We start from the raw sequence: 23,223 nt of genomic DNA, 5'->3' as shown, positions 1-23,223 counted from the left end.
GCCGCGGCGGCTCGGACCTTGAGCGTTGTCGCTCTTGTTACTTATCAAGCCACACGTCGCGGAAACCGTCGTTCACGCCAAAGGCGGTGTTGACCGGGTTCTTCACGTCGCAGCGGTAGATGGTGGGGAAGCCCAGTTCCAAGAGCCAGATGTTCGGCACATCCTCGACGATCGCGTCTTGGATCTCCTTATAGGCGGCCTTGCGCTCTTCCGGGCTGGCCATCAGGGCCGCTTCGGCAAAGAGCTTGTCGGTCTCGGGGTTTTGATAGTTTGCCACGTTGTTCCAAGGCGAACCGGGGGCGGCATTGTCGCCCATATAGGTCCGCGAAACGCCAAGCGCCGGATCGCCATATTGGTAGAGATAGGTAAAGGCGAGGTCGAAGTCGCGGTCGGCAACCTTCTGGTTCCAGCCCGCCACATCCGAGGGCACGATCTCGGACTTCATGCCGATCTCGCTCAGGTTCTGTTTGACCGCCTCGGCCCAGCGCTGCCACGTCTCACCGTAAGGCAGGCCCAAGATGCGGATGGTCTCGCCGTCATAGCTGCTCTCTTCCAGCAGGGCTTTGGCCTTTTCCGGATCATAGGAGATATCCGGCGTGTCGCCGTCATAGAAACGCGTGGAGGACGACAGCGGGCCGGTCGAAACCTTGCCCAGACCGTTCCACAGCGCGTCCTTGGCGAACTGGCGGTCGACGCCATGCATGATCGCCTTGCGCACATTCACATCGTCGAGCGGTTTGTTGTCGTTGTTCACCCACATCCAAGACAGCGGACCGAAATATTCCCAGCCCTTGTCGGTGATGCAGGTATTCTCCATCGCCTGAATGCGCGCCACGTCAAAATTCTCAACCGAGCCGCCGGGCAGCACGTCGACCTTGCCGGTCTCATAGGCCACCGCGCGGGAGGCGGCGTCGGGGATCACATGGTAATAGACTTCGTCAACGTAGGGCTTCCCCTCCATGTAATAGTCTTCGTTCTTCACCAGATGGATGAAGCTGCCCTTCTCCCATTTGTCGAACTTGAAGGGGCCGGTGCCGATGGGCGTATTGTTCGCCTCGTTATTGGCGAAATCCGTGCCTTCATAGATGTGCTTTGGGATCATCGGCGCGGTGCCCGGCTCGAAAATACCGATGAAGGGGCCGAAGGGCTGTTTGAGGTTGAAGACCACCGTGTGATCATCGGGCGTCTCGATGCTTTCGACATGTTCCATATAGGTGCGCATCCGCGAGTGGCTCTCGCGCAGGAACTTATCCATGGAGAATTCGACATCCTCCGAGGTGAAGGGCTCACCGTCATGGAACACCACGCCCTCGCGCAGCTTGAAGGTATAGGTCTTGCCGTCCTCGGAAATCTCCCATGATTCAGCCAACTGCCCTTCGGGCTGAAGGTCGAAATCATAGCGCAGCAGGCTTTCGTAAATATCGCCGCCGACCATCTGTGTCGGGCCGTTCTGCACAAGGCCGATCATCAGGCTGGGCGGTTCGGGCTGGATCACGACGTTAAGCGTGCCGCCGGATTTGGGCGCGCCATCTTGCGCGGCCAGCGGTCCGGCCAAGGCCAGCGCCAAAACGGCTGCGGTTAATTTAGTGGTTTTTAGCATGTAAATCCCCATTGGTTTTGCTGAAACTCGCCCAAGGGCAGCGTCCGATCTGACGTCGGCTTCTTGCAGTCGCTTGGGTGGTCGCCGCGCGATAGGCGGCGTCTTGATGGCTCATTCACCTGTGGTGAATGATTGGATGTATCTTATGATCCCCTCCTTTGCGTCATCAATGTCTGCGCGCATTTCCGCAGCCGCGGCCGCGGGATCGCGATTCTCACAGGCTGCAATAATTGCCTGATGATGTCGAACCAGCCCCATTTGCTCTTGCGCATAGTAACCCGCGATCAGCGGCCCCATGCGGAGCCATAGCCCGCTGAGAATGGCCAGCAGGATCGGCATCTTCGCCGCCTCTACCAGCGCGAAATGGAACTCTTGATTGTACTTCACCGCCTGCGGCCAGCGCCCGGCCACGGCTGCGACCTCGTTCCGCTCAACGATCTTTTTCAGGCGGCGGATTTCCTTGGGGCCGACCATCTCAGCGGCGCGGCCTGCGGCAAAGCCCTCCAGCTCGCGCCGGATGCTCGCGATTTCAAGATACTGCGCCTCTGTCAGCACCGGCACGCGCACATCGCGCACGCTGCGCTGGACCAAAGCCTCATCCCGCAAGAGCCGCTGTACCGCGTCGCGCACCGGGGTCGAACTGGTGCCCAACCGCTCTGCCAAGCCGCGAATGGTGACCTTTTCATTCGGGCGAAGCCTGCCTTCCACCAAGTCCTGACAGACCCGATCATAGATCGCATCGCCCAATGAAACTTGATTGATCTCGGCCATCGCGCCCTCATCCTTACTGGCCGACTTGCTGCCAGTTTTGATGCATGATGCATCATTTCTATTGAGCCTGCAAATTAAAACTGCAATGCTCCGCCACAACGACATCAGACCACAGGGAATGTGATGAAAGTCTTTTTCGACGAACGCCAGCTTGGCCATGCGCCGACACATTACTTTCGGCGCGGCGCGGCGATGCCGCATCAAGAACAGCCACAACGTGCTGAAATTCTACGCGATATGTTAATCGGCGAAGGGTTTGAGATCAGCAAACCCCAAGACCACGGGCTTGCCCCCATTAAAGCCGTACATAACCCTGACTACGTCGATTTCCTGCCCGATGCCCATGCCCGTTTCGTCGAAAGCGCGGGGCCGGATGCGCTGGCCATCCCCACCATGCACCCCGGCGTGCGGCGCGGGAAAGAGCCCAAAGACATTCACGGGCAATTGGGCTGGTGGATGACCGACACCTCGACCCCGCTGACCGAAGGGTCATGGGACGCGGCCTATTGGTCCGCCCAAACCGCCATTGAGACGGCCCAAACAGTCGCGGCAGGTGCCCGCGCGGCCTATGCGCTCTGCCGTCCGCCCGGCCACCACGCGATGCGCGATTGCTCGAACGGGTTTTGCTTTTTCAACAACGCCTGTATCGCGGCGGAGCATCTCACCCAGACCTACAAGAAGGTCGCGCTGATCGACATCGACGTGCACACCGGCAATGGCTCGCTCGACGTCCTCTATGAACGCGGCGACATCTTCTTTTGCTCGCTGCATCCCGATCCGGCCACCTACCCCACCTTCTACCTTGGCCATGCCGATGAGACGGGCGAAGGCGACGGGGCGGGCAAATCGCTGAACCTGCTGCTGGAGCAGGGCGCGAGCCAAGATGAGGTGCTGGCCCTGCTCGACAAAGGTATCGCCGCGATCCGGGAATTTGGAGCCGAGGCACTGGTCGTCTCGCTGGGCTTCGACATGGCCGCCGACGATCCGCTGGCTGCCGTGAAGGTCTACCCCGACGGCTTTGCCGAAATGGCGCAGCGCTTGGCGGCGCTGAACCTTCCCACCGCATTGATCCAAGAGGGCGGCTACCTTGGCCCCTCCCTTGCCGATAACGCAAAATCATTTCTCACGACATTCCGCGAGGCCACAGCATGAGCAAGACCCCCAAAGATATGAACGGCGCGGAAAGCGTTGTGCGCAGCCTGCATGCGGGCGGGGTGGAGGTCTGTTTCGCCAATCCCGGCACCTCCGAGATGCAATTCGTCGACGCGCTGGACCGCACCAAACTGATGCGCTGTGTCCTGGGCCTGTTCGAGGGGGTGGTGACCGGCGCCGCCGATGGCTATGCGCGCATGGCGGGCAAACCGGCGGTGACCCTGCTGCACCTTGCCCCCGGTTTCGCCAATGCCGCCGCCAACCTGCACAACGCCCGCAAGGCGCGGGTGCCCATGGTCAACCTTGTGGGCGATCACGCGCTGCGGCACCAGAAATACGACGCGCCTCTGTCGGCGGATGTCGAAGGTGCCTGCGCGCCCTTCAGCGACTGGGTGCGTTCGGGCCGTGATGCGGGCAGCTTTGCCGCCGATGCGATGACCGCCCTCGCGGTCGCCCAAGGCAAGCCGGGCAAGGTCGCCACCCTGATCGCGCCCGCCGACATCGGCTGGGACGCGGGCGGCCAGATGGCCGAGGTCGTGGCCCCCGCGGCCCCTGCCCCGCTGGACGAAGCCGCGCTTGATGCCGCGGTCAAAGCCTTGGAAAGCGGTGAGAAGACCGTGCTTCTGGTCGGCAGCGGTGTGCTGGAGAACCAAGAGGCGATGGCTCTGCTGCATGGTATCGCGGAAAAGACCGGGGCCGATATCCTTGCCCCGACTTCGAACCGCCGGTTGGAGCGCGGACAGGGGCGGTTTGCCGTCAACAAAATCCCCTATCCGATCAACGCGGCGCTCGAATGCCTCTCTCCCTACAGCCGCGCGATCCTGATCGAGACCCCGCCGCCGGTCGCCTTTTTCGCCTACCCCGGCAAGCCGAGCCTGCTGTTGCCTGTCGATTGCCACAACGTGACGCTCGCTCCCGTCGATGCCGATGGCGCCACCGCGCTGGCCGCTCTGGCGGACCGCATCGGTGCGAAACCCGCCACCCCGCGCGACCACGCACGGCCCGCGGCACCACAGGCGGGAGGCATCAGCCTGCAAAACCTCGGCGCGGCCTTGGCCAATGCGCTGCCGGAAGACGCAATCGTGGTGGATGAGGCCGTCTCCTCCGGCGGGGCCACTTTCCCGGCGGGCGACAGTGCCGCGCCGAACACTTGGCTCGCGCTGACCGGCGGGTCGATCGGCATTGGCATCCCCCTTTCCGCCGGGGCCGCCATCGCCTGCCCCGACCGCCCGGTGATCACGCTGCAAGCCGATGGCTCGGCCATGTACACCATTCAGGCGCTCTGGACCCAAGCGCGCGAGAATTCCAACGTCACCACCATCATTCTGGCCAACCAGTCCTATGAGATCCTCAAGGGCGAATTGCACAACGTCGGCGCCCAACCCGGCCCCGACGCGCTGAGCATGCTGAACCTCGACCGCCCGCAATTGGATTTCGTCGCCATGGCCAAGGGCATGGGCGTGCCGGGCAAACGGGTCGAAGACATTGCCGAGTTGATGCGCACCATCGAAGAGGCCGCGAAAGAGCCCGGCCCCTTCCTCATCGAAGCGATGCTGTAACCCCGAAAGGACACGCCATGCCCCTTGATCCTAACCTCAAGTCTCGCATCCTTCAGGCTGTCGAAGACGGATTCGCCGAACAGGTGAGCTTTACCCAAAAGCTCGTGCAAATGCCCTCCCTGCGCGGCCATGAACATGCGATCCAAGACCTGTTGTTTCGCAGCCTGCAAAGCCGTGGCTACGCGATGGACCGTTTCAAGATGGACCGCGCCGCGATTGAGGCGCATCCCGGCGGATCAAAATACTCCGACGATCATTCAGACGCCCCCATCGTCGTGGGCATCCACCGCCCGCGCGATGAGCGAGGCCGCTCGCTGATTCTGCAATCGCATCTCGACGTGGTGCCCGAAGGCTTGCACGACATGTGGGACGATCCGCCCTATTCGGCCAAGATTGACGGCGATTGGATGTATGGCCGGGGCGCGGGCGATATGAAGGCAGGCGCGGCTGCGAATATCTTTGCGCTCGACGCGCTGCGCCGCATCGGGCTGCAACCGGCGGCGACCGTCTATGTGCAATCCGTGGTCGAGGAGGAATCCACCGGCAACGGCGCTTTGCAAACCTTCCTGCAAGGCTACACCGCCGATGCGGTTTTCATCCCCGAACCCGAAGAGGAAATGCTGGTCCGCGCCAACACCGGCGTTATCTGGTTTCAGGTGCAACTGCGCGGCGTGCCGGTCCATGTGCGCGAAATGGGCGAAGGGGCCAATGCCATTGATGCCGCCACCCGCGTCATCACAGCCCTGCGCGAGATGGAGGAGGATTGGAACGCCGAGAAGGGCGAGCACCCGCATTTCGAAGGCGAGGCCCATCCGATCAACCTTAACATCGGCAAGATCGAAGGCGGCGATTGGGCGTCATCGGTGCCGTCATGGTGCAACATCGATTGCCGCGTTTCCATCTACCCGGGCCGCAGCGCCGAGGATGCCGCGCGGGAGATCACCGAGCGGGTCAAAGCCTTCGCCCAAAGCGACAGCTTCCTGTCGAACAACCCGCCCCAGGTGGTCTTCAACGGTTTTCACGCCGAAGGCTATGTGCTGGAACCGGGCAGCGAAGCCGAAGCCGTGTTGGAACGCGCCCATGAAGAGGCCATCGGCGCGCCGCTGCAATCCTTCATGACGGCGGGCTACCTCGATACGCGGGTTTATGCGCTGTACAACAAGATCCCCGCGCTCTGCTACGGGCCGAAATCGCGCAACATTCATGGGATCAACGAATCCGTCAGCCTCAGTTCGGTCAAGAAGATCACCCAAGCCATGGCGCTCTTCATCGCCGAATGGTGCGGGACCGAAGGCACCGCCCCATGACCGAGGCCGGGATCACGCCCCATGGCGGCCTGCCCCCCTTCCTCAGCGGTGTGCTGGCCGAAGAGGCTGGGGCCCAGACCGACCTGCTGGCACAAGACCCGCCCGCCTTTGACGCGGCCCGCGCGGCGGAGGTTGCGCTGCGTTTCTATGGGATCTCGGGAGAGATCGAACCGCTTGCCGCCGAGAAAGACGCGAACTACCTGATCACCCTGACCACGGGCGAAAAGGCCCTGCTAAAGATCACCAACGCCGCCGAAGACCGTGCGGTAACCGACATGCAGACCGCGGCACTGATGCATCTGGCTGCTGCCGATCCCGAACTGCCCGTGCAACGCATCTGCGCCAGCCTGAACGGCAAAGCTGCCGAGGTCGCCACCGCCGCCGATGGGCAGCCCCATGTCGTTCGCCTGATGTCCTTCCTCGGCGGCACCGTGCTCAGCAATGCGACCCCGCAGCCGGGCCTCTACCGCGCCATGGGCGATTTTCACGCACGGGTCACCCTTGGGCTGCGCGGCTTCTTTCACCCCGCGGGCGGGCATTTCCTGCAATGGGACATCAAACAGGCGAGCCATCTGCGCCCCCTCTTGGCAGATGTGCAGGACGCCGCGCTGCGCCAGCAGTTGCAGCATAGGCTTGACCAGTTTGACGCGGAAACCGCCCCTCGATTGCCGCATCTGCGGGCGCAGATCGTGCATAATGACTTCAACCCCCATAACATTCTGGTCGACGCGCCACAGGCGCAATACCCCGTCGGGCTGATCGACTTCGGCGATATGGTGCATACGCCGCTGGCCTGTGATCTGGCGGTAGCCTGCTCCTATCAACTCGGCCAAGGCACAGACCCACTGGGCGCCATCTGTGAGATGGTCGCGGGCTTCGCCGCACGGCTGCCGCTGGAGTCCGAAGAGGTCGCGCTTCTGCCCAGTCTGATCCGCCTGCGCCATGCCACCACCTTGGCGATCGGCGCCTCCCGCGCGCGGCGCTATCCCGAGAATGCCCCCTATATCCTGCGCAACGCCGCCGCCTCGCAACGCGGGCTTGCCGCGCTCGACCATGTGGGCGACGCCGACGCGATCAAAGCCCTGCATCATGCTGCGGGAACGGAGTGACCGATGACCATGATCAACGCCTATGACAGCGCCCAGGCCGAGGCCCTCAGCCCCGCAGACCGCGCCCTGATCGACCGCCGCGCCAAGGCGCTTGGCCCCGCCTACCGGCTGTTCTACGAGCAGCCGCTGCATATCACGCGCAGCGAGGGTGTCTGGCTTTGGGACAAGGACGGGCGCAGATATCTCGATGCTTACAATAACGTTGCATCGGTCGGCCATTGCCACCCCCGCGTGGTCGAGGCGATCACCCAGCAGTTGGGCGTGCTGAACACCCACACCCGTTATCTGCATGAAAACGTTGTCACCTACGCCGAGCGGCTGCTCGCCACCATGCCCGACGCACTCGGCCATGTCATGTTCACCTGCACCGGGTCCGAGGCGAATGACATCGCCCTGCGCATCGCCCGCAGCTATACCCGACGCGAGGGCGTCATCGTGACCCGCCTTGCCTATCACGGGTTGACCGAAGCGGTGGCCGAACTCTCCCCCTCTCTGGGCGAATTCACCCCGCGCAGCCCGCGCAGCCGGCTGATCGACGCGCCCGACACGCTGCGCATCCCCGAGGCCCAACAGGGTGCCAAACTCGCCGCCGATCTGGCCCAAGCGATTGCCGAGATGCGCGCCGATGGGATCGAGCCTGCGGCCTTCATCGTCGATACGATCTTTTCCAGTGACGGGCTGCATCCCGATCCGGCGGGGTTCCTGCAACCGGCGGTCGATCTGATCCGCGCCGAGGGGGGGCTTTTCATCGCTGACGAAGTGCAGCCCGGCTTTGCCCGCACCGGCGATGCCTTCTGGGGGTTCGAGCGCCACGGGCTGGTGCCTGACATGGTCACGATGGGCAAGCCGATGGGCAATGGCTTCCCCCTTTCCGGCACCGCGATGCGGCCAGAGTTGGTGCAAGAGTTTGGCGAGAAGGCACGCTATTTCAACACCTTTGGCGGCAACCCCGTGGCCGCCGCCGCAGGCATGGCGGTGCTCGACGTGATCGCGGATGAGGGATTGCAGGACAATGCCACAGCCGTCGGCGGTTTCCTCAAGACCGGTTTGCAAGACATCGCCACCCGCTACCCCGAGATCGGCCATGTGCGCGGCGCGGGGCTGTTTCTGGCGGTCGAATGCGTCACCGCGCGCGAGACCAACGCCCCCGATGCCGCCTGCGCCAAATTCGTGGTCAACCATCTGCGCCAGAATGGCGTCTTGATCAGCGCCACCGGGCCGGGGGCCAATGTGCTGAAAATCCGCCCCCCGCTTGTCTTGCAGCAGGCCGAGGCGACGCTGTTTCTAGAGGCGACCGAAGCCGCCTTCGCCGCCGCGCAGGCCGAGGGGGTTTAACCCTGCGGCCCTACTGCGCCTCGCGCAGGGACCGCTCCCGCGCGCGGGCCTCGGTCAGCCATTCCGGGTCCATCTGCGGCACCGATGTCAGCAGCCGCTTGGTATAGGCCTGCTTTGGATCGCCGAAGATCTCGTCACGCCCGCCCTGCTCCACGATCTGGCCATTCTTGAGCACGATCACCTTATGGGCAATCGCCTCAACCGTGGCCAAGTCATGGGTGATAAACATGAAGGTCAGGTCCAGCTCGGTCTGCAATCGCACCAACAGCCGCAGGATCCCTTCGGCCACCAGTTGGTCCAGTGCGCTGGTCACCTCGTCGCAAATGATGAACTCGGGCTCGGCGGCAAGCGCCCGTGCGATGCCCACGCGCTGCTTCTGCCCGCCCGAGAGTTCGCTGGGTTTGCGGTCAAGGAAAGCGCGGTCGAGGTCGACCAGATCCATCAGTTCCGCCACCCGCGCCTGAAGCTCTTGCCCCCTGCGGCCCGTGAACTTGCGCACTGGTCGGGCCAAAATCTCGCGGATACTGTGGCGCGGGTTCAGCGAGGTATCCGCCGATTGATAGATCATCTGGATATTGCGCAGCGTCTCGGCCCCGCGTTTGGCCAGTTGCGGCTCAAGCGGCGCGTCGTTCCAGAAAAACTGCCCGGCGACGGGGGGCAACAGGCCCGCGATAACCCGGGCGAGGGTTGATTTACCCGACCCGCTTTCCCCGACGACGGCTGTGGTCTGGCCGCGCGGAAAGGTGAAGTTGAGGTTATCCAGCACGGTCATCGGCCCATAGGCCGCCGAAACCCCCTCGCAGCGGATCAGTGCCGGAGCCTCCCCCGCCTCTGCATCGGGGCGGCGGAAGGAGCGCACGGCCCAGAGCGAGCGGGTATAGTCCTCTTGCGGGGCGTCGAGCATGGTCTTGGTCGGGGCGGTCTCCACCGCCGCGCCATCCTTCATCACGCAGATGCGGTCGGCCATCTGGCTCACCACCGCCAGATCATGGGTGATATAGATCGCCGCAGTGTCATATTGCTCGACAATATCGCGGATCGCGCCCAGCACTTCGATCTGGGTGGTCACGTCCAAAGCGGTCGTCGGCTCGTCAAAGATGATCAGGTCGGGGCGGCAGGCCATGGCCATCGCCGTCATCGCCCGCTGCAACTGGCCGCCCGACACTTGGTGCGGGTAGCGAAAGCCGATCTCTTCGGGGTTGGGCAGTTGCATCTGACGGTAGAGCGCGACGGCGTCCTGCTCTGCAGCCGCGCGGCCCGAGACACCGTGCAAACGCGGCGCTTCGGTATATTGGTCGATCAGCGTCTTGGCGGGGTTAAAGCTTGCCGCCGCGGACTGGGCGACATAGGCGATGCGTTTGCCGTGCAACCGGCGCAATTGCCCGCGCCCCATGCCGATCAATTCGGTCCCGTCGAATTCGACGCTGCCCCCGGCAAAGCGCACCCCGTCGCGGACATAGCCCATCGCCGCCAAGCCGGCGGAGCTTTTGCCCGCCCCGCTTTCGCCGACAAGGCCCAACACCTCACCCCGGTCAAGCTCCAGATCGAGCCCCTTGATGATCACATTGGGCCGCGCGCGGCTGCCTGCCTCAAGCCGGAGACCGCGAATGTTCAGAAGATTTCCCATATGCTTGGCCCCTGCTTAGTTAACTTTTCAGACCGCTGGCGCGATGCAGCATCCAATCGACGATCAGGTTGATCGCGACGGTCAGCAAGGCGATGGCAGCCGCCGGGATCAGCGGGGTGATATCGCCAAAGCTGATCAGGGTGGCGTTCTCTTTCACCATCGACCCCCAATCCGCCGTGGGCGGCTGAATCCCGATGCCAAGAAAGGACAGCGCCGCGATAAAGAGAAACACAAAGCAAAAGCGCACGCCGAATTCAGCGATCAGGGTGGACCAGATGTTGGGCAGAATCTCGCGCCGCAGCAGCCACGGCGTGCGCTCTCCGCGCAGCTTGGCGGCCTCGACAAAATCAAGGCCCACCACATTCATCGCCGCGGCGCGCGACAGACGGTAGACCGGCGCCACATAGATCACCGCGATCACCCCGACCATATTCGGGATCGAGGGGCCGACAATGGCCAATAGCATCAGCGCCAAGATCAGCGGCGGCACGGCCATCAGCACATCGACCAACCGCGACAGGACTTCGTCCAGCCAGCCGCCCTTGAGCGCGGCCAGCATCCCCAGCGTGGCCCCGACCGAAAAGGAAATGGCCGTGGTCAGCAGCGCTAGCCCGACGGTGTTGCGCGCGCCAAAAATCATGCGCGAAAGCATATCGCGGCCCAGATTGTCAGTGCCCAGCGGATGCTCCGCGCTCCACGGCATATAGGCATCGCCCACGACCCGCGTCTCGCCATAGGGCGCGATCCACGGGGCGAAAATGCCGGTGATGGCGACGATCACCAGCACCAACATGCCAAAGATCGCCGAGGGCGGCGCGGATTTCAGCAAAGATTTCATCGTTATCTCCCGTGCCGCAGACGCGGGTTCGACATGATCGAGATGATGTCGGCCAGAACGTTCAGCGTGATATAGACAGCGGCAAAGAACAGCCCCACGGCCTGCACCACCGGGAAATCCCGGCTGGAAACCGCATCGACCAGTAACTGCCCAAGACCGGGGTAGGAAAAGACGACCTCAACCACCACGACGCCGACAACCAGATAGGCAAGGTTCAGCGCCACGACATTGACGATCGGCGCCAGCGCATTGGGCAGCGCGTGTTGCAGAATGATGCGCCAGCGCGGCACGCCCTTGAGGCGGGCCATCTCGATATAGGGCGAGGCCAGCACGTTGATGATGGCCGCCCGCGTCATCCGCATCATATGCGCCACGACCACCAGAATAAGCGTCAGCGCAGGCAGAAAGCTGCGATAGAGCGCGTCCCAAAGCCCGGTAGCGCTGTCGATCCGTGCCAGCGTGGGAAAGACGCCCGCTTTGATCGACAGAAACAGGATCAGGACATAGCCCACGAAAAACTCGGGCATGGAGATGGCGGAAAGCGCGGTCAGGTTGACGCCGCGGTCAAACAGCGTGTTGCGCCACAGCGCCGCCAGAAGCCCAAGGATCACCGCCAGCGGGGCGGCGATGACGGCGGCATAGACGGCCAGAAACATGGTATTGGCAAGCCGCGGGCCCAACAGCTCAGACACCTCGCGCCCCGAGGCCAGAGAGGTGCCGAAATCACCGCGCAGCACTCCGCCAAGCCAATCGAAATACCGAAGATGCGCAGGCTGATCGAGGCCAAGCTCGGCGCGAAAGGCCGCGAGGGTCGATTCAGTCGCCGATTGGCCAAGGATCTGCTGCGCCAGATCACCGGGCAAGAGTTCGATGCCAACGAACATGAGGGCGGATACGACAAAGAGGGTCAGAATGCCGAGGGACACTCGGCCGATAACAAGCTTCTGAAGCCGGGACATTTTAAGGTTTTCTCCGGCCCGGGGCGGGCCATTGGTGCGGGAAACGGACGGCCCTTGGGGGCCGCCCGCGTGAAGCTGTGGCTTAGGACATCCACCAGCGTTCGATGAAGCGCTGGCTGTCGAGATCCCACATCTCGGACACTTCCTCGGGCATCTGAACGCTCTCGCTCATGGCCGAGACATATTGACCGAAGGCCGGGATCAGCGCGCCGCCCTGCTCTTTCACGATCTTCTGCATCTCGCCGTACATCTCGGCGCGGCGGGTCTGGTCCAACTCGGGCCGCGCTTGCAGCAGCAGCTCGTTAAAGCGCTCGTTGTCCCATTTGGTCTCGTTCCACTCCGCATCGGCGGCGTAGCCGGTCGAGAACATGAGGTCAGGCGTCGGACGGCCACCCCAATAGGAACAGCAGAAGGGCTTTTGCAGCCAAACGTTCGACCAATAGCCGTCATCCGGCTCGCGTTTCACTTCGATGTTCAAACCAGCAGGCCGCGCGCTTTCAGCGAAGAGCACGGAGGCATCCACCGCCCCGTTGAACGCCGCATCTGAGGTCGAGAGTGTCACGTCGAGGCTTTCCAGCCCCGCCTGTTTCAGATGGTACTTCGCCCGCTCCGGATCATAGGTGATCTGTTCCAGATCGTCGTTGTAATAGGGCATGGAGCGCGAGATCGGTTGGTCATTGCCCACGGTGCCATAGCCGCGCAGAACCTTTTCGATCATGTCTTCGCGGTTGATGCCGTATTTCAGCGCCATGCGCACGTTCAGATCATCGAAGGGCGCCGTGTTGGTCTGCATCGGCATGATGTAATGCAGCGTGCCGTCCTGGGTGTGGATCTTCACGTTGGGCGCGCGGCCCAGAAGGTTGATGGTTTTGAGGTCGGGCCGGTCGATCAGATCGACCTCACCGGTCATCAGCGCGTTCATCCGGGCCGCCGGATCGCCGACTTTCAGGATCACGACCTTGTCGAAATGCGCGCGGCCTTCTTTCCAGTAGTCATCGCGGCGCGAGAGTTCGACCCGCACGCCCGGCTCGAAGACATCGATCACATAGCCGCCGGTGCCGATGCGGCTGTTGGGGTCAATCGTGCCATCGCCGGTGTCTTGGCGAATGCCGAGGTGGTAATCATTGAAGATGAACGGGAAATCCGCGTTGCCCGCGGCCAGTTCAAAGATCACGACCTTATCGCCATCGGCGCGGATATCGGTGATCTGCTCAAGCAGCGGTTTGATACCGGATTTGGACTCGGGCCCCATGTGGTGACGGATCGAAGCGATCACGTCATTCGCCGTGGCCGTCTTGCCGTCCGAGAATTGCGCATTGTCGCGCAGGCGGAAGGTCCATGTGGCCGCATCGCTGCTGGCCTCAAAGCTCTCGGCAAGGTCGGGCTGGGCGGTGCCGTCGGGGGCGATCTCGGTCAATGTGTTAAAGACCGCATAGCCGCTGGCGAACATAAAGTCGTTGTTGAAGGTCGCCGGATCAAGGCTGTCGGAAGTGGAGCCTTGGGTGAAGCCCACCCGCAGGGTGCCGCCCTTTTTAGGTTGCGCCTGTGCCCGCGCCCCGTGTGGCAGGATCAGCCCTGCCCCCACGGCGGCGGCGGTCCCGGCTAGAAAGCTGCGACGGCTCGGGCCGTTTTGACGGTTTGTGAAATTGGTCATTGTATCCCCCTTTGTTTGTTTTCTTGCTCGAACGCTCTGACAAAGCGCTCGGCGTCTTGCTGCGGTGCCGCGTCATTGGCCGCCGCCCTCGCACTGGCATGGGCGCTTTGCCCTGCCGCAGGCGCGGTCGAAACACGCGGCCAAAGGATGGCGCGCGCCCCTCTGCGCTGCGATCCGTCGCGGCATTTCGCCCGCCGCAACGATCTTGGCCATAGGCATAGCCGGTTCCGACGCCGGGGTATAGATACCCCGGTCGCCTGTCGCGAAGTTACGTTACGGCTAGTGATGTTTTACGGGAAGATCAAGATGTTAAGGGGTGGCGGGTGAAAGACCTCCCCCGCCGCCCCCTCCTGCGACCGCTACAAACCGGCGGTCAGTCGGGGCTACAAACCGCCTTAGAAATCCCTTAGCTTTGGCCGCCCGTTGACCGAAACATTGTCGATATCCTCAAGCTTAAAGCCGCGCACCAAGGACGGTATCATCATACAGACCAGCACGAAGATCGGCAGCCCCACCACGGTGATCACCTGCTGCAAGGCGGTGAGCCCAGTGTCGCCCGTCAGCAAGATCAGCATCGCCGCCACCAACCCTTCGGCAAGGCCCCAGAAAACCCGCTGGCGCACGGGGCCGGGTTTGGCATGGCCGGTGCAGAGCATATCGACGACCAGTGAAGCGGAGTCCGAGGAGGTGGCAAAGAAGATCGCGACGATGATGATCGCCACGCCTTGGACGAAGAGCGTGAATGGGAAATGCTCAAGAAAGACGAAAAGCGCGAGGGGGATGCTCTCTGCCACTGCCCGGCTGATCTCGCCCGCCTGCTCGCCCATCGCTTCCCGCGCTGCCGTGCCGATGCCGTCAAAGCCGATGGCCTGCCAGCCGAAGATCGAGAACCAGATCAGCGTGAAGGCCGTGGGCGCAAGCAGGACACCAAAGACAAATTCCCGAATGGTCCTGCCGCGCGAAATCCGCGCCACGAACAGCCCGATGAAAGGCGACCAGGTCACGGTCCACGCCCAGTAAAAGACGGTCCAATCGCCTTGCCAGCCCCAATCCCCGTTCGAGGGGTTCCGATTGGCCAGCATATCATTCCAAAAGGCCAGCCGCGGCAGGTTTTGCAGATAAAGCCCCGCGGTTTCGACGATGCCGCGCAAAAGAAACAGGGTCGATCCGGTCACCAGCACAAAGAGCATCAACAGAACCGCCATGCCGATGTTGATGTTCGACAAGAGCTTCACCCCGCTGTCGAGCCCCGCCACGATTGAGCCGACAGCGACCATGGTCAGCACGGCGAGGATCATGATCTTCAGAAAGGTCGAAGCATCCCAGCCAAAAAGCTCGGACAGCCCCGCCGCGATCTGTGAAGAGCCGAGACCGAGGGACACCGCCACGCCGAAGATCGTGCCCAAGATGGCCACGATATCAATGGCTTTGCCCACCGGCCCGTGAATACCCTCACGCAGCAGGGGATAGAAAACCGAGCTGACGCGCACCGGCAGATCATAGCGGTTGATGAAATAGGCGAAGGCCAGACCGGGCAGCGTGAAAATCGCCCAGGTGTGCAGCCCAAGGTGATAAATCGCGATTGAAATCGCATCTTTCGCCGCCTGTTCCGAATAGGGTTCCACCCCCGGCAGGGGCGGTTTTTGGAAATGGCTGATCGGCTCGGCCACGCCCCAGAACATGAGAACGGTGCCGATGCCCCCGGCGAACAGCATGGTGAACCATGACAGGTTCGAATACTCGGGCTCGGACCCCTTCGGCCCCAATCGGATATGACCGTGGCGGGAGGCTGCGGCCCAGATCAGAAAGCCCAGCCAGACGTTCACGCCAAGGATAAAGAACCAACCCAGATTGGTCACGACCCACGCCCGACCGAGGGCAAAGACCTCTCCAATCGGTTCGGGGACAATGACCAAGAGCAGGACGAATAGCGCAGTCAGCCCGGCTGAAATGAAAAAGATGACCGGGTCCGTTTTCAGGCCAAGACGCCGTGCGATATTTTCCACCTGATTTTCCTTTGTTGTTGTTTTCATTGGTCGACTTCTTCAGGGCACCGCCGGGGCCTCGCTGTTCGGCGGTCCCTCATCCCTGCGGCGGATCTCCATATTCCCGCGCAGACGCGGCAGGGCTTGGGGATGCTCTTTTTGCAGCCAGTCGATCATCTTCTCGCGGATTTCACAGCGCAGATCCCATGCCTGTGGTGAGGTCCGTGCGCTGACAAGACCGCGCACGGCGATACTGTCTTTCTCCGTCTCGGAAACCTGAAGATTGACCACCTGCCCGTCCCATAGAGGCGAGGCTTTGGCCAGTTCCTCAAGCTTCGCGCGCATTTCGCCAATCGGCACCGTGTAATCAAGATACCAAAACACCGTGCCGATGATCGACGCGCTTTCGCGGGTCCAATTCTGAAACGGCTTTTCGATGAAATAAGACAGCGGCACCACCATGCGCCGCCAATCCCACAGACGCACGACGACATAGGTCGCGAAAATCTCTTCGACCCAGCCCCATTCGTCTTCGACAATCACCACATCTTCGAGCCTGATGGGCTGGGTGATGGCGATCTGAAGCCCCGCGATCAGATTGGTCAACACCGGGCGGGCCGCCAGCCCGACGACCAACCCCGCCGCCCCGGCCGAGGCGAAAAGCCCGGCCCCGTATTTCTGCACGCTCTCAAAGGTCAGCAAGACTCCAGCGGCGGTGAAAATCCCCAAGATGATGGTCACGGTCCGGCGCAGCACGCGCGCTTGGGTCACGAACTTGCGGGCCGAAAGATTGTCTTCGACATCCAACCGATGCCGCCGCACGGCGCGTTCGGCGAAATGATTGGTCAGCAGGATCAGCGTCCAGCCCACGAGGATGATCAGCAAGACCAGAAACAGATGCGCCGCCCCGTCCTGCCAGCCGTAGAGCCGGACATTGGGCAGAACCCAAGCAAGTGCTGCGACCACGGCGGCAAGGCGCAGCGGCCTGCGCGCCCGGCGCAGCAAGGACCGCCCGGTGATGTTCTTTTCCGAGATCACGCGGTCGAGAATACGGTATCCGATCCAATGCACCGCCAGCCCCGCCGCGCAGGCCAGAAGCACGGCAAGCAGGGGGCTGACGAAATCGGGCGCGGCCTCAAGCTGCGTCGCAATACCTGTCGCTATGCGGTCCAGCGTCTCCATCGCTTAGGCCCACCAAACCACCATCGCCAGCGTGGCCACAACAAGCAGCCCGGCCCAGAGGGTGCGATCCTGCCACAGCGGTTTCTCCCATTGAGTAAAGATCTCCTTGGCTTCTTCCCCCTGCCAGACAAGGTCTTCGATATTCTCTTTTTCCTTCGGCGAGGTGGCGTAGGAAATACCGAAATGCAGGATGATCCCGATGGTCATCATGATCGACGACATCACCGTATAGTGGATTTCCGGCAGCCCCATATAGGCCCAGTAATTCGTCACCTCTTTCAGCACGAAAAGCGGAATGCCGATGATGAGGCCAAACATGATCGTCCAAAACGCGCCGTTGCCGTTCAACCGTTTGAACATCAGGCCGAGGATATAGACCACCACGATGGTCGGCACGATATAGGACAGCGAGGATTGGAAATAGCTGAACAGGCTTTCAAACCCGGCAATCATCGGGGCATAGATCGCACCAAAGACCATGACACCCGCAGTGACCAGTTTGCCCATCCAGACCTGACGCTCTTCGCTCACGTTGAACATCGGCTCGGCAAAGTCCTTTACCACCAAGGTCGAGGCAGAGTTCAAGGCGGAGTCGAGCGAGGACATGATCGCCGCGATCAGTGCCGCCATAATTAGGCCGCGCACGCCAATCGGCATCAGCTCAAACGCCAGCGTGGGGAAAGCAAGGTCAGGCGTTTCAAGATCGGGGTAGAGCTTGAGCGCAATCACCCCCGGCAGCACCATCAAAAAGATGTTCGGCAGTTTCAGGAAACCGGCGAAGATCGCCCCGATCTGCCCTTCTTTCAGGTCCTTCGCGCCCAGCGTCCGCTGCACGACGAACTGGTTGATCGTCCAATAGTAAAAGCCGAGCAGGATAACGCCCAAAAGCCCCGTCCACGGCAAGAAATCATCGTCCGCGGGCAGGATCATATGGGTCATGTCCTCGGGCGTGCCGGTAAACAGCTCCTCCCAGCCGCCGATCTCATCAAGGCCGATCCAGAACAGGGCGGCGGCCCCGATGATGAGCAAGATCGCCTGCACCGTATCGGTCACGACCACTGCCGATAGACCGCCCAGAATGGTGTAGATGCCCGCCACCAAAGCCAGCACGGCGACGGCGGCCCAAAGATTGAGATAGCCGGTGACGTTCGAAATTACCAAGCCGCCAGCATAGAGCGCCCCGGCCGTATCGATGAACATGATGGCAAGGATGGTGAAAAGCGAAAACGCCCGGCGCGAACGGACGTCATAGCGTTCTTCCAGAAAGCCCGGCACGGTCGAGATTTTCGCCCGCAGGTAGGACGGCAGAATGAAGATCGCGAATAGGATCAAGACCAGCGCGGCGGTCCATTCATAGTTGAAAATGACGACGCCATTCGCATAGGCCCCGCCCATCAGCCCCACAAAACTGGAGCCGGACATGTTGGAGGCGAAAAGCGAGAAACCAATCAGATACCAAGGCAGCGACCGACCGGCGAGGAAGTAATCCTCGGACCCGCCGGATTGTTTGCGCGAAACGTAAATGCCATGGGCGACGACACCGATAAAATAAGCCACCACAATCGCATAGTCGATCAGGTGTAGATCAAATTTCGCGCTCTCCATCATGCTCTCCTAAAATATTCTTTGCGCCTAATTCCGAGGTTGGCCCGCGCGGCCAGTGGCTCAGTTATCCTCTTTCCAAGGCTCCATTTCCTGCAATTCCTTCTCGGTCGCCGAGACATAGGCCCGCAGATCGTCTCCGCCCAAACGGCGCAATTCGATCATATCCAGCGGCACGGCGACCTGCGTTTCGCCCAAGCCGAGGAAGCCGCCGATGTCGAGGATCACCATCTTGATCTGGCCGTCCTCGCTAAAAGTGACCTGTGAAATCTCACCAATCCAATTGTCGTTCTGGCCAAAGGCCGCGAGCCCGAGGAATTCTTCGGAATCCAGATCGCTCAATTTAACGATCTCGATCTTTTCGCCGCCCTCGCGCATATCGGCGGCGCGCAGACGCACGTCGTCTTCGTTGTATTCCGGGGCGGATTTCAAGTCTTCTTTCTGCCCGGTATAGAGCAGGAAGAACTCGTTCTCTTCGTCCGCATCCGGCAGGAAACGCAGATCATCAAGGGACAGCACCCGCGTGGCCCCCTTGCCGAGAAACCCGCCTGCATCGACGATGATGCCGCGTAGTGTCCCATCGCGGCTGATGACGACTTCGGACACCTGTCCGGCCATGGTCCAGCCCTCCATGGGCTCTTTCAATTCTTCGAGGTCGATCTCGGCAAGCGGCTCATCCTTTGCGGGCAAGAACAGCTTGTGACCATTCAGGCTCGACAAGGCGATCATCGTGTCTTGGGGAATGAATTGCGGTGTCTCAGTCTCGGATCGCAGTGTCGTGGCGGCGAGGCTGCCAATCAGCGTAATTGCTAAAAGCGGCGCGTTTCTCATGATTATCTCCTGCTGAAAATTCGGGCGGGCAAGGCCGGTAGCATCATGGGGATAACGGGATTTTGATGAGATAGTTCCCTTGTTACGTGAATTTAGAGAACCTGCACCGCAAGCGAGCCTGCGTAGATCACCAGAAGGCCGATACTCTCCCAACCAATCCCTTTGCGCTGCCGGAAGATCAGGCCAAGGATCAGAACCGCCGTCATCATCATCGCCACGGTGAGCCAAAACAGGTCATCCGCCGTGATAGCATGATAGAGCGATCCGTCGCGATAGCCGATGTCCGACAGGGTGAGGAACAGCGTGTCGAAAGTATTGCCACCGATGATCCCGCCCACTGCCAATTGCAGCGCCCCGCGCCGCACCGCGACGAGGGTGGTCACAAGCTCGGGCAGAGAGGTGAGCACCGCCGTCATCGTGGCCCCCACCACGGTATCCGACAGATCGAACCGGTCCGAGATTTCCGCCGCGATCCGTGCCACGGCGAAGCCGGAAAGACCCATCAGCACCAGCAAGATCAGAAAGGGCACCACCAATGCGCACACGGGTTTCTCGGCCTCTTCGTCATCCTCCGGCTCATCCGCGCGGGTGTCCGAGGTGGATACCGGATGCCACATCGGCTCTTCCCGCAGCCTGGCGGTGGCCCGCATGCCATAGGCGTAGAGCGCGAACAGCGCGACACTGGCGGGATGGACACCCCAGAACGCCACCTCCGGCGCGGTGAAGGCCATCAGCGGCACCGTCAGCAAAAGCAGCAGCAGCCCCGCTTGAAAGACATTGGCCAGATCAGCCGCCGCATGTTCGAGGTTGGCCCGCCGATAGATCATGTCCGCCAAGGCCAGAAAGGCCGTCTGCGCCGCGATGCCCCCGATGCCGTTCGAAAAGGCCAATGAGGCCCGGCCGTCCAGCGCCGAGGTCAGCGAGACGACCGTGCCAGACATGGAAGTGGCCGCGCCGAGCAGGGCCGCGCCAACCAGCGCCTCCCCCCAGCCGGTCCGGTCCGCGATCTGGTCGCTGAGCCCCGTCATACGGTAGCCGGTCACGAGAATGATAAGCCCGGCGAGACCGCCAAGAGCGAAGAGGATCGGGGTGGAAAGGCTTGCAAACATGCCCGGTCAACGCGCGAGGGGGCGATCCGTTCGCGCGAATTAGTGAAAATGTTCACAAAGTTCCGGAACCCCACGGGAAGTTTACCGTTATTGTGATGCAGACCTATTCTTCAAGCGGAGCCGCAATTTATGGCAAAGCTCTTTTCACGGCGAGCTATTTTAGCCCAAATCGCACTTGGTACAGGTGCAGCGACAGTCGGATTGCCGGTGCAACACGCCTTCGCCGCCCGCGATGACCGGCCTTGGGCGTTTTTTACGAATGACGAAGCGCAGTGGATGGCTGCCGTGGTCGACGTGTTCATTCCGCAGGATGAGTTCCCCTCAGCCTCGCAAGCTGGCGTCGTCGACTTTATCGATTACCAGATGGCCACGGCCTATGGCGCGGGGAAAGGGCTCTACCTTGAGCCGCCTTTTCCCGATGGGGCTGTGGCCGAACAGGGATATCAGCTTGAGTTCACACCGGCCCAACTCCTCCGCCAGGGGATAGAACAGGCGCGCCAATTGGGGGATTTTGCCACGATGGATGCCACTGCCCGCGCCGATCATGTCGAAGAACTATCGAACCGAGACGATTTTATCAGCACTCTGATCGCCGAATTGTGGAAGCTGACGCGGCAGGGTTATTTCGCCGATCCGATCTATCTGGGCAATCATGATTACGCCGGCTGGCGCATGGTCGGGTTTCCGGGGGCGCATGCCTATTACACTGAGCGGGTGGATGAGCACGAACGTTCGGTCACGCCGCCGCCGCGCGGCATTGCCCATGATCGTGGCGGCTCCCCCTACCCGCCCCGCGCGATTGGCGGAGGGTCTGACTGATGGCACCCAGAACGCTTCCCAAAACCGATGTTTTGATCATTGGTGGCGGCTGGACCGGTCTGACCGCCGCCTACGAATTGGCCCATGCCGGGCAGCGCTGCGTCGTGCTGGAGCGGGGCAAGCAGCGCCATACCGCCACATCTTTCGGCGCGCCCGAGGAGCATGACGAGCTTAAATACGCCCACCGTTACGAGCATATGGTCGACGTCAAGAAAGAGACGCTGACCTTTCGCAATAACCGTGACCAGCAGGCACTGCCGATGCGGCGGCTGGGGTCGTTCCTGCCCGGATCGGGTCTTGGCGGCGCGGGCATCCATTGGAACGGCCAGCTATGGCGGCCCCTGCCCTCTGATCTTGAGATGCGCAGCCATTACGAAGAGCGCTACGGCAAGGATTTCATCGGCCCCGACCTCAGCATTCAGGACTGGGGCGTCACCTATGATGAGCTTGAACCGCATCTCGACTTTTTCGAACGGATTTGCGGAGCCGCCGGGCAGGCTGGCAACCTAAACGGCGACGCACTTGCCGGGGGGAACGTCTTTGAGGGGCCGCGCAGCGCGGATTACCCCAACCCGCCAATGCGCCAGCCCATCTCCAACACGCTCTTTGGCAGGGCGGCCGAGCGGATGGGGTTGAACCCCTTCCCCATGCCTTCGGCCAATGTGACCAAAGCCTATGTGAACCCCTATGGCGCGCAGTTGCACCCCTGCACCTATTGCGGCTTTTGCGAGCGTTTCGGCTGCGGCTACTATGCCAAGGCCGACCCGATCATCTGCGTCTATGACCGGATCAAGGACCACGAAAATTTCGAGATCCGTCTGAATGCGCAGGTGCTGCGCATCGAGAAAAGCGAAGACGGCAAGACCGCCACCGGGGCGATCTATCTTGATGAGAACGGCGAAGAGGTCTTTCAGCCCGCCGATACGATCTGCATGAACGCCTATGCGCTGTGGAACGTGCATCTGATGCTCGTCTCCGGCCTTGGCAAACCCTATGACCCCGAAACCCGCACCGGCGTCGTTGGGCGCAACTACAGCTATCAAACCGTGGCCGGGGTCGATGCCTTCTTCGACGACAGCGTGAAAACCGACCCCTATATGGGCGCGGGCGCGCTCGGCGTGGTAATCGACGATTACAACGGCGACAATTTCGACCATAGCGATCTGGGCTTCGTCGGCGGCGGCTATATCGCCTGCAAACAATACCATGGCCGGCCCATCGGCTATCAGCCGGTGCCCGAAGGCACGCCGAAATGGGGCGCGGAGTGGAAACGCGCGGTGCGCGAGAACTACAATCATCACGCCGATCTTGTGGTGCATGGCTCCTCGGTCTCGACGCCCGAGAATTACCTCGACCTCGATCCGACATGGACCGATGCCTATGGCCGCCCGCTGCTGCGCATGACCTTCGATTTCCCCGAGAATGACCGCAAGATGTCAGACTATGTGATGCAGCGCGCGATGGAAGTCGCCCGCGAGATGGACAATGTGACTTCCGTCAGCGGCAGCAACAACGCGGCGATCGACAGCCACTATGACATCGTCCCCTATCAGACCACCCATAACGTCGGCGGCGCGGTGATCGGCACCGACCCCGAAACCAGCGTGGTCAACCGCTATGGCCAGATGTGGGACCATCACAACGTCTTTGTTTTCGGTGCCTGCCTGTTCCCGCAGAACCTTGGCTACAACCCCACCGGGCCGCTGATGGGCCTCGCCTATTGGACGCTTGAACACATGAAACGCGATTACCTGCCGAACCCCGGCCCCTTGATGGATGCCTAA

At 61.7% G+C, this 23,223-nt stretch carries 18 protein-coding genes; 7 read left to right on the top strand and 11 right to left on the bottom strand.

Annotation, left to right across the window (positions count from 1 at the left end; translation table 11 throughout):
* Nucleotides 1–37: 37 nt before the first annotated feature.
* Both ACGYK9_RS05415 and ACGYK9_RS05410 read right to left on the bottom strand, forming a co-directional pair.
* Nucleotides 38–1,612 carry an ABC transporter substrate-binding protein gene (locus ACGYK9_RS05415; protein WP_394413483.1) on the bottom strand — a complete coding sequence of 525 codons (1,575 nt, stop codon included), beginning with the start codon at nt 1,610–1,612 and terminating at the stop codon, nt 38–40.
* Nucleotides 1,613–1,711: 99 nt separating this feature from the next.
* Nucleotides 1,712–2,530: a GntR family transcriptional regulator gene (locus ACGYK9_RS05410; protein ID WP_394413480.1), complete on the bottom strand. Its 819-nt coding sequence runs from the start codon at nt 2,528–2,530 to the stop codon at nt 1,712–1,714.
* On the opposite strand from ACGYK9_RS05410, the gene ACGYK9_RS05405 reads away from it, so the two are divergent.
* Genes ACGYK9_RS05405 through ACGYK9_RS05385 form a run of 5 tightly spaced genes read left to right on the top strand, consistent with a single transcriptional unit; the run spans nt 2,495 to nt 8,833 of the window.
* Complete coding sequence (locus ACGYK9_RS05405; protein ID WP_394413477.1) at nt 2,495–3,523, top strand: histone deacetylase family protein; 1,029 nt, start codon at nt 2,495–2,497, stop codon at nt 3,521–3,523. The genes ACGYK9_RS05410 and ACGYK9_RS05405 overlap by 36 nt on opposite strands.
* Complete coding sequence (locus tag ACGYK9_RS05400) at nt 3,520–5,082, top strand: acetolactate synthase large subunit (RefSeq protein ID WP_394413474.1); 1,563 nt, start codon at nt 3,520–3,522, stop codon at nt 5,080–5,082. The genes ACGYK9_RS05405 and ACGYK9_RS05400 overlap by 4 nt, the downstream gene beginning before the upstream one ends.
* A 17-nt stretch (nt 5,083–5,099) precedes the next feature.
* Nucleotides 5,100–6,389, top strand: coding sequence for an ArgE/DapE family deacylase (locus ACGYK9_RS05395; protein ID WP_394413471.1), 1,290 nt, complete (start codon nt 5,100–5,102; stop codon nt 6,387–6,389).
* Nucleotides 6,386–7,498: a phosphotransferase gene (locus tag ACGYK9_RS05390; protein WP_394413468.1), complete on the top strand. Its 1,113-nt coding sequence runs from the start codon at nt 6,386–6,388 to the stop codon at nt 7,496–7,498. The genes ACGYK9_RS05395 and ACGYK9_RS05390 overlap by 4 nt, the downstream gene beginning before the upstream one ends.
* Nucleotides 7,499–7,501: 3 nt before the next feature.
* A complete protein-coding gene (locus ACGYK9_RS05385) occupies nt 7,502–8,833 on the top strand; it encodes an aspartate aminotransferase family protein (RefSeq protein WP_394413465.1) in 1,332 nt (443 codons plus the stop codon).
* Nucleotides 8,834–8,843: 10 nt separating this feature from the next.
* Here ACGYK9_RS05385 and ACGYK9_RS05380 read toward each other — a convergent pair whose 3' ends face one another.
* From ACGYK9_RS05380 to ACGYK9_RS05340, 9 genes are all read right to left on the bottom strand, one after another.
* Nucleotides 8,844–10,460 (bottom strand): ABC transporter ATP-binding protein, encoded by a 1,617-nt coding sequence (locus ACGYK9_RS05380; RefSeq protein WP_394413462.1) that lies wholly within the window; start codon nt 10,458–10,460, stop codon nt 8,844–8,846.
* Between the two features lie 19 nt (nt 10,461–10,479).
* Nucleotides 10,480–11,298: an ABC transporter permease gene (locus tag ACGYK9_RS05375; protein WP_394413459.1), complete on the bottom strand. Its 819-nt coding sequence runs from the start codon at nt 11,296–11,298 to the stop codon at nt 10,480–10,482.
* A 2-nt stretch (nt 11,299–11,300) separates the two neighbouring features.
* Nucleotides 11,301–12,257, bottom strand: a complete 957-nt coding sequence (locus ACGYK9_RS05370) for an ABC transporter permease (RefSeq protein WP_067268104.1) — start codon at nt 12,255–12,257, stop codon at nt 11,301–11,303.
* Nucleotides 12,258–12,339: 82 nt separating this feature from the next.
* Nucleotides 12,340–13,911 carry an ABC transporter substrate-binding protein gene (locus tag ACGYK9_RS05365; RefSeq protein ID WP_394413456.1) on the bottom strand — a complete coding sequence of 524 codons (1,572 nt, stop codon included), beginning with the start codon at nt 13,909–13,911 and terminating at the stop codon, nt 12,340–12,342.
* A gap of 395 nt (nt 13,912–14,306) precedes the next feature.
* The gene (locus tag ACGYK9_RS05360; protein WP_394413453.1) at nt 14,307–15,944 is read right to left on the bottom strand and encodes a BCCT family transporter; all 1,638 of its coding nucleotides are present in this window, start codon (nt 15,942–15,944) and stop codon (nt 14,307–14,309) included.
* A 12-nt stretch (nt 15,945–15,956) separates the two neighbouring features.
* Nucleotides 15,957–17,078 (bottom strand): mechanosensitive ion channel family protein, encoded by a 1,122-nt coding sequence (locus ACGYK9_RS05355; RefSeq protein ID WP_394413450.1) that lies wholly within the window; start codon nt 17,076–17,078, stop codon nt 15,957–15,959.
* 3 nt (nt 17,079–17,081) lie between these two features.
* Complete coding sequence (locus ACGYK9_RS05350; RefSeq protein WP_271689221.1) at nt 17,082–18,683, bottom strand: sodium:solute symporter; 1,602 nt, start codon at nt 18,681–18,683, stop codon at nt 17,082–17,084.
* A 60-nt stretch (nt 18,684–18,743) separates the two neighbouring features.
* Nucleotides 18,744–19,511, bottom strand: a complete 768-nt coding sequence (locus tag ACGYK9_RS05345; RefSeq protein WP_394413447.1) for a PRC-barrel domain-containing protein — start codon at nt 19,509–19,511, stop codon at nt 18,744–18,746.
* 92 nt (nt 19,512–19,603) lie between these two features.
* Nucleotides 19,604–20,620, bottom strand: coding sequence for a sodium:calcium antiporter (locus tag ACGYK9_RS05340; protein WP_394413445.1), 1,017 nt, complete (start codon nt 20,618–20,620; stop codon nt 19,604–19,606).
* Nucleotides 20,621–20,827: 207 nt separating this feature from the next.
* On the opposite strand from ACGYK9_RS05340, the gene ACGYK9_RS05335 reads away from it, so the two are divergent.
* Both ACGYK9_RS05335 and ACGYK9_RS05330 read left to right on the top strand, forming a co-directional pair.
* Nucleotides 20,828–21,439, top strand: a complete 612-nt coding sequence (locus ACGYK9_RS05335) for a gluconate 2-dehydrogenase subunit 3 family protein (protein ID WP_394413442.1) — start codon at nt 20,828–20,830, stop codon at nt 21,437–21,439.
* Entirely contained in the window at nt 21,439–23,223 is a 1,785-nt protein-coding gene (locus ACGYK9_RS05330) for a GMC family oxidoreductase (protein ID WP_394413439.1), read from the top strand. Before ACGYK9_RS05335 ends, ACGYK9_RS05330 begins: the two co-directional genes overlap by 1 nt.

It is taken from the genome of Sulfitobacter sp. 1A15258 (genome assembly GCF_043557045.1).
Taxonomy (GTDB): Bacteria; Pseudomonadota; Alphaproteobacteria; order Rhodobacterales; family Rhodobacteraceae; genus Sulfitobacter; species Sulfitobacter faviae.
Note: the sequence above shows the minus strand (reverse complement) of the source record. Positions and strands in the feature narration are given on the sequence as shown.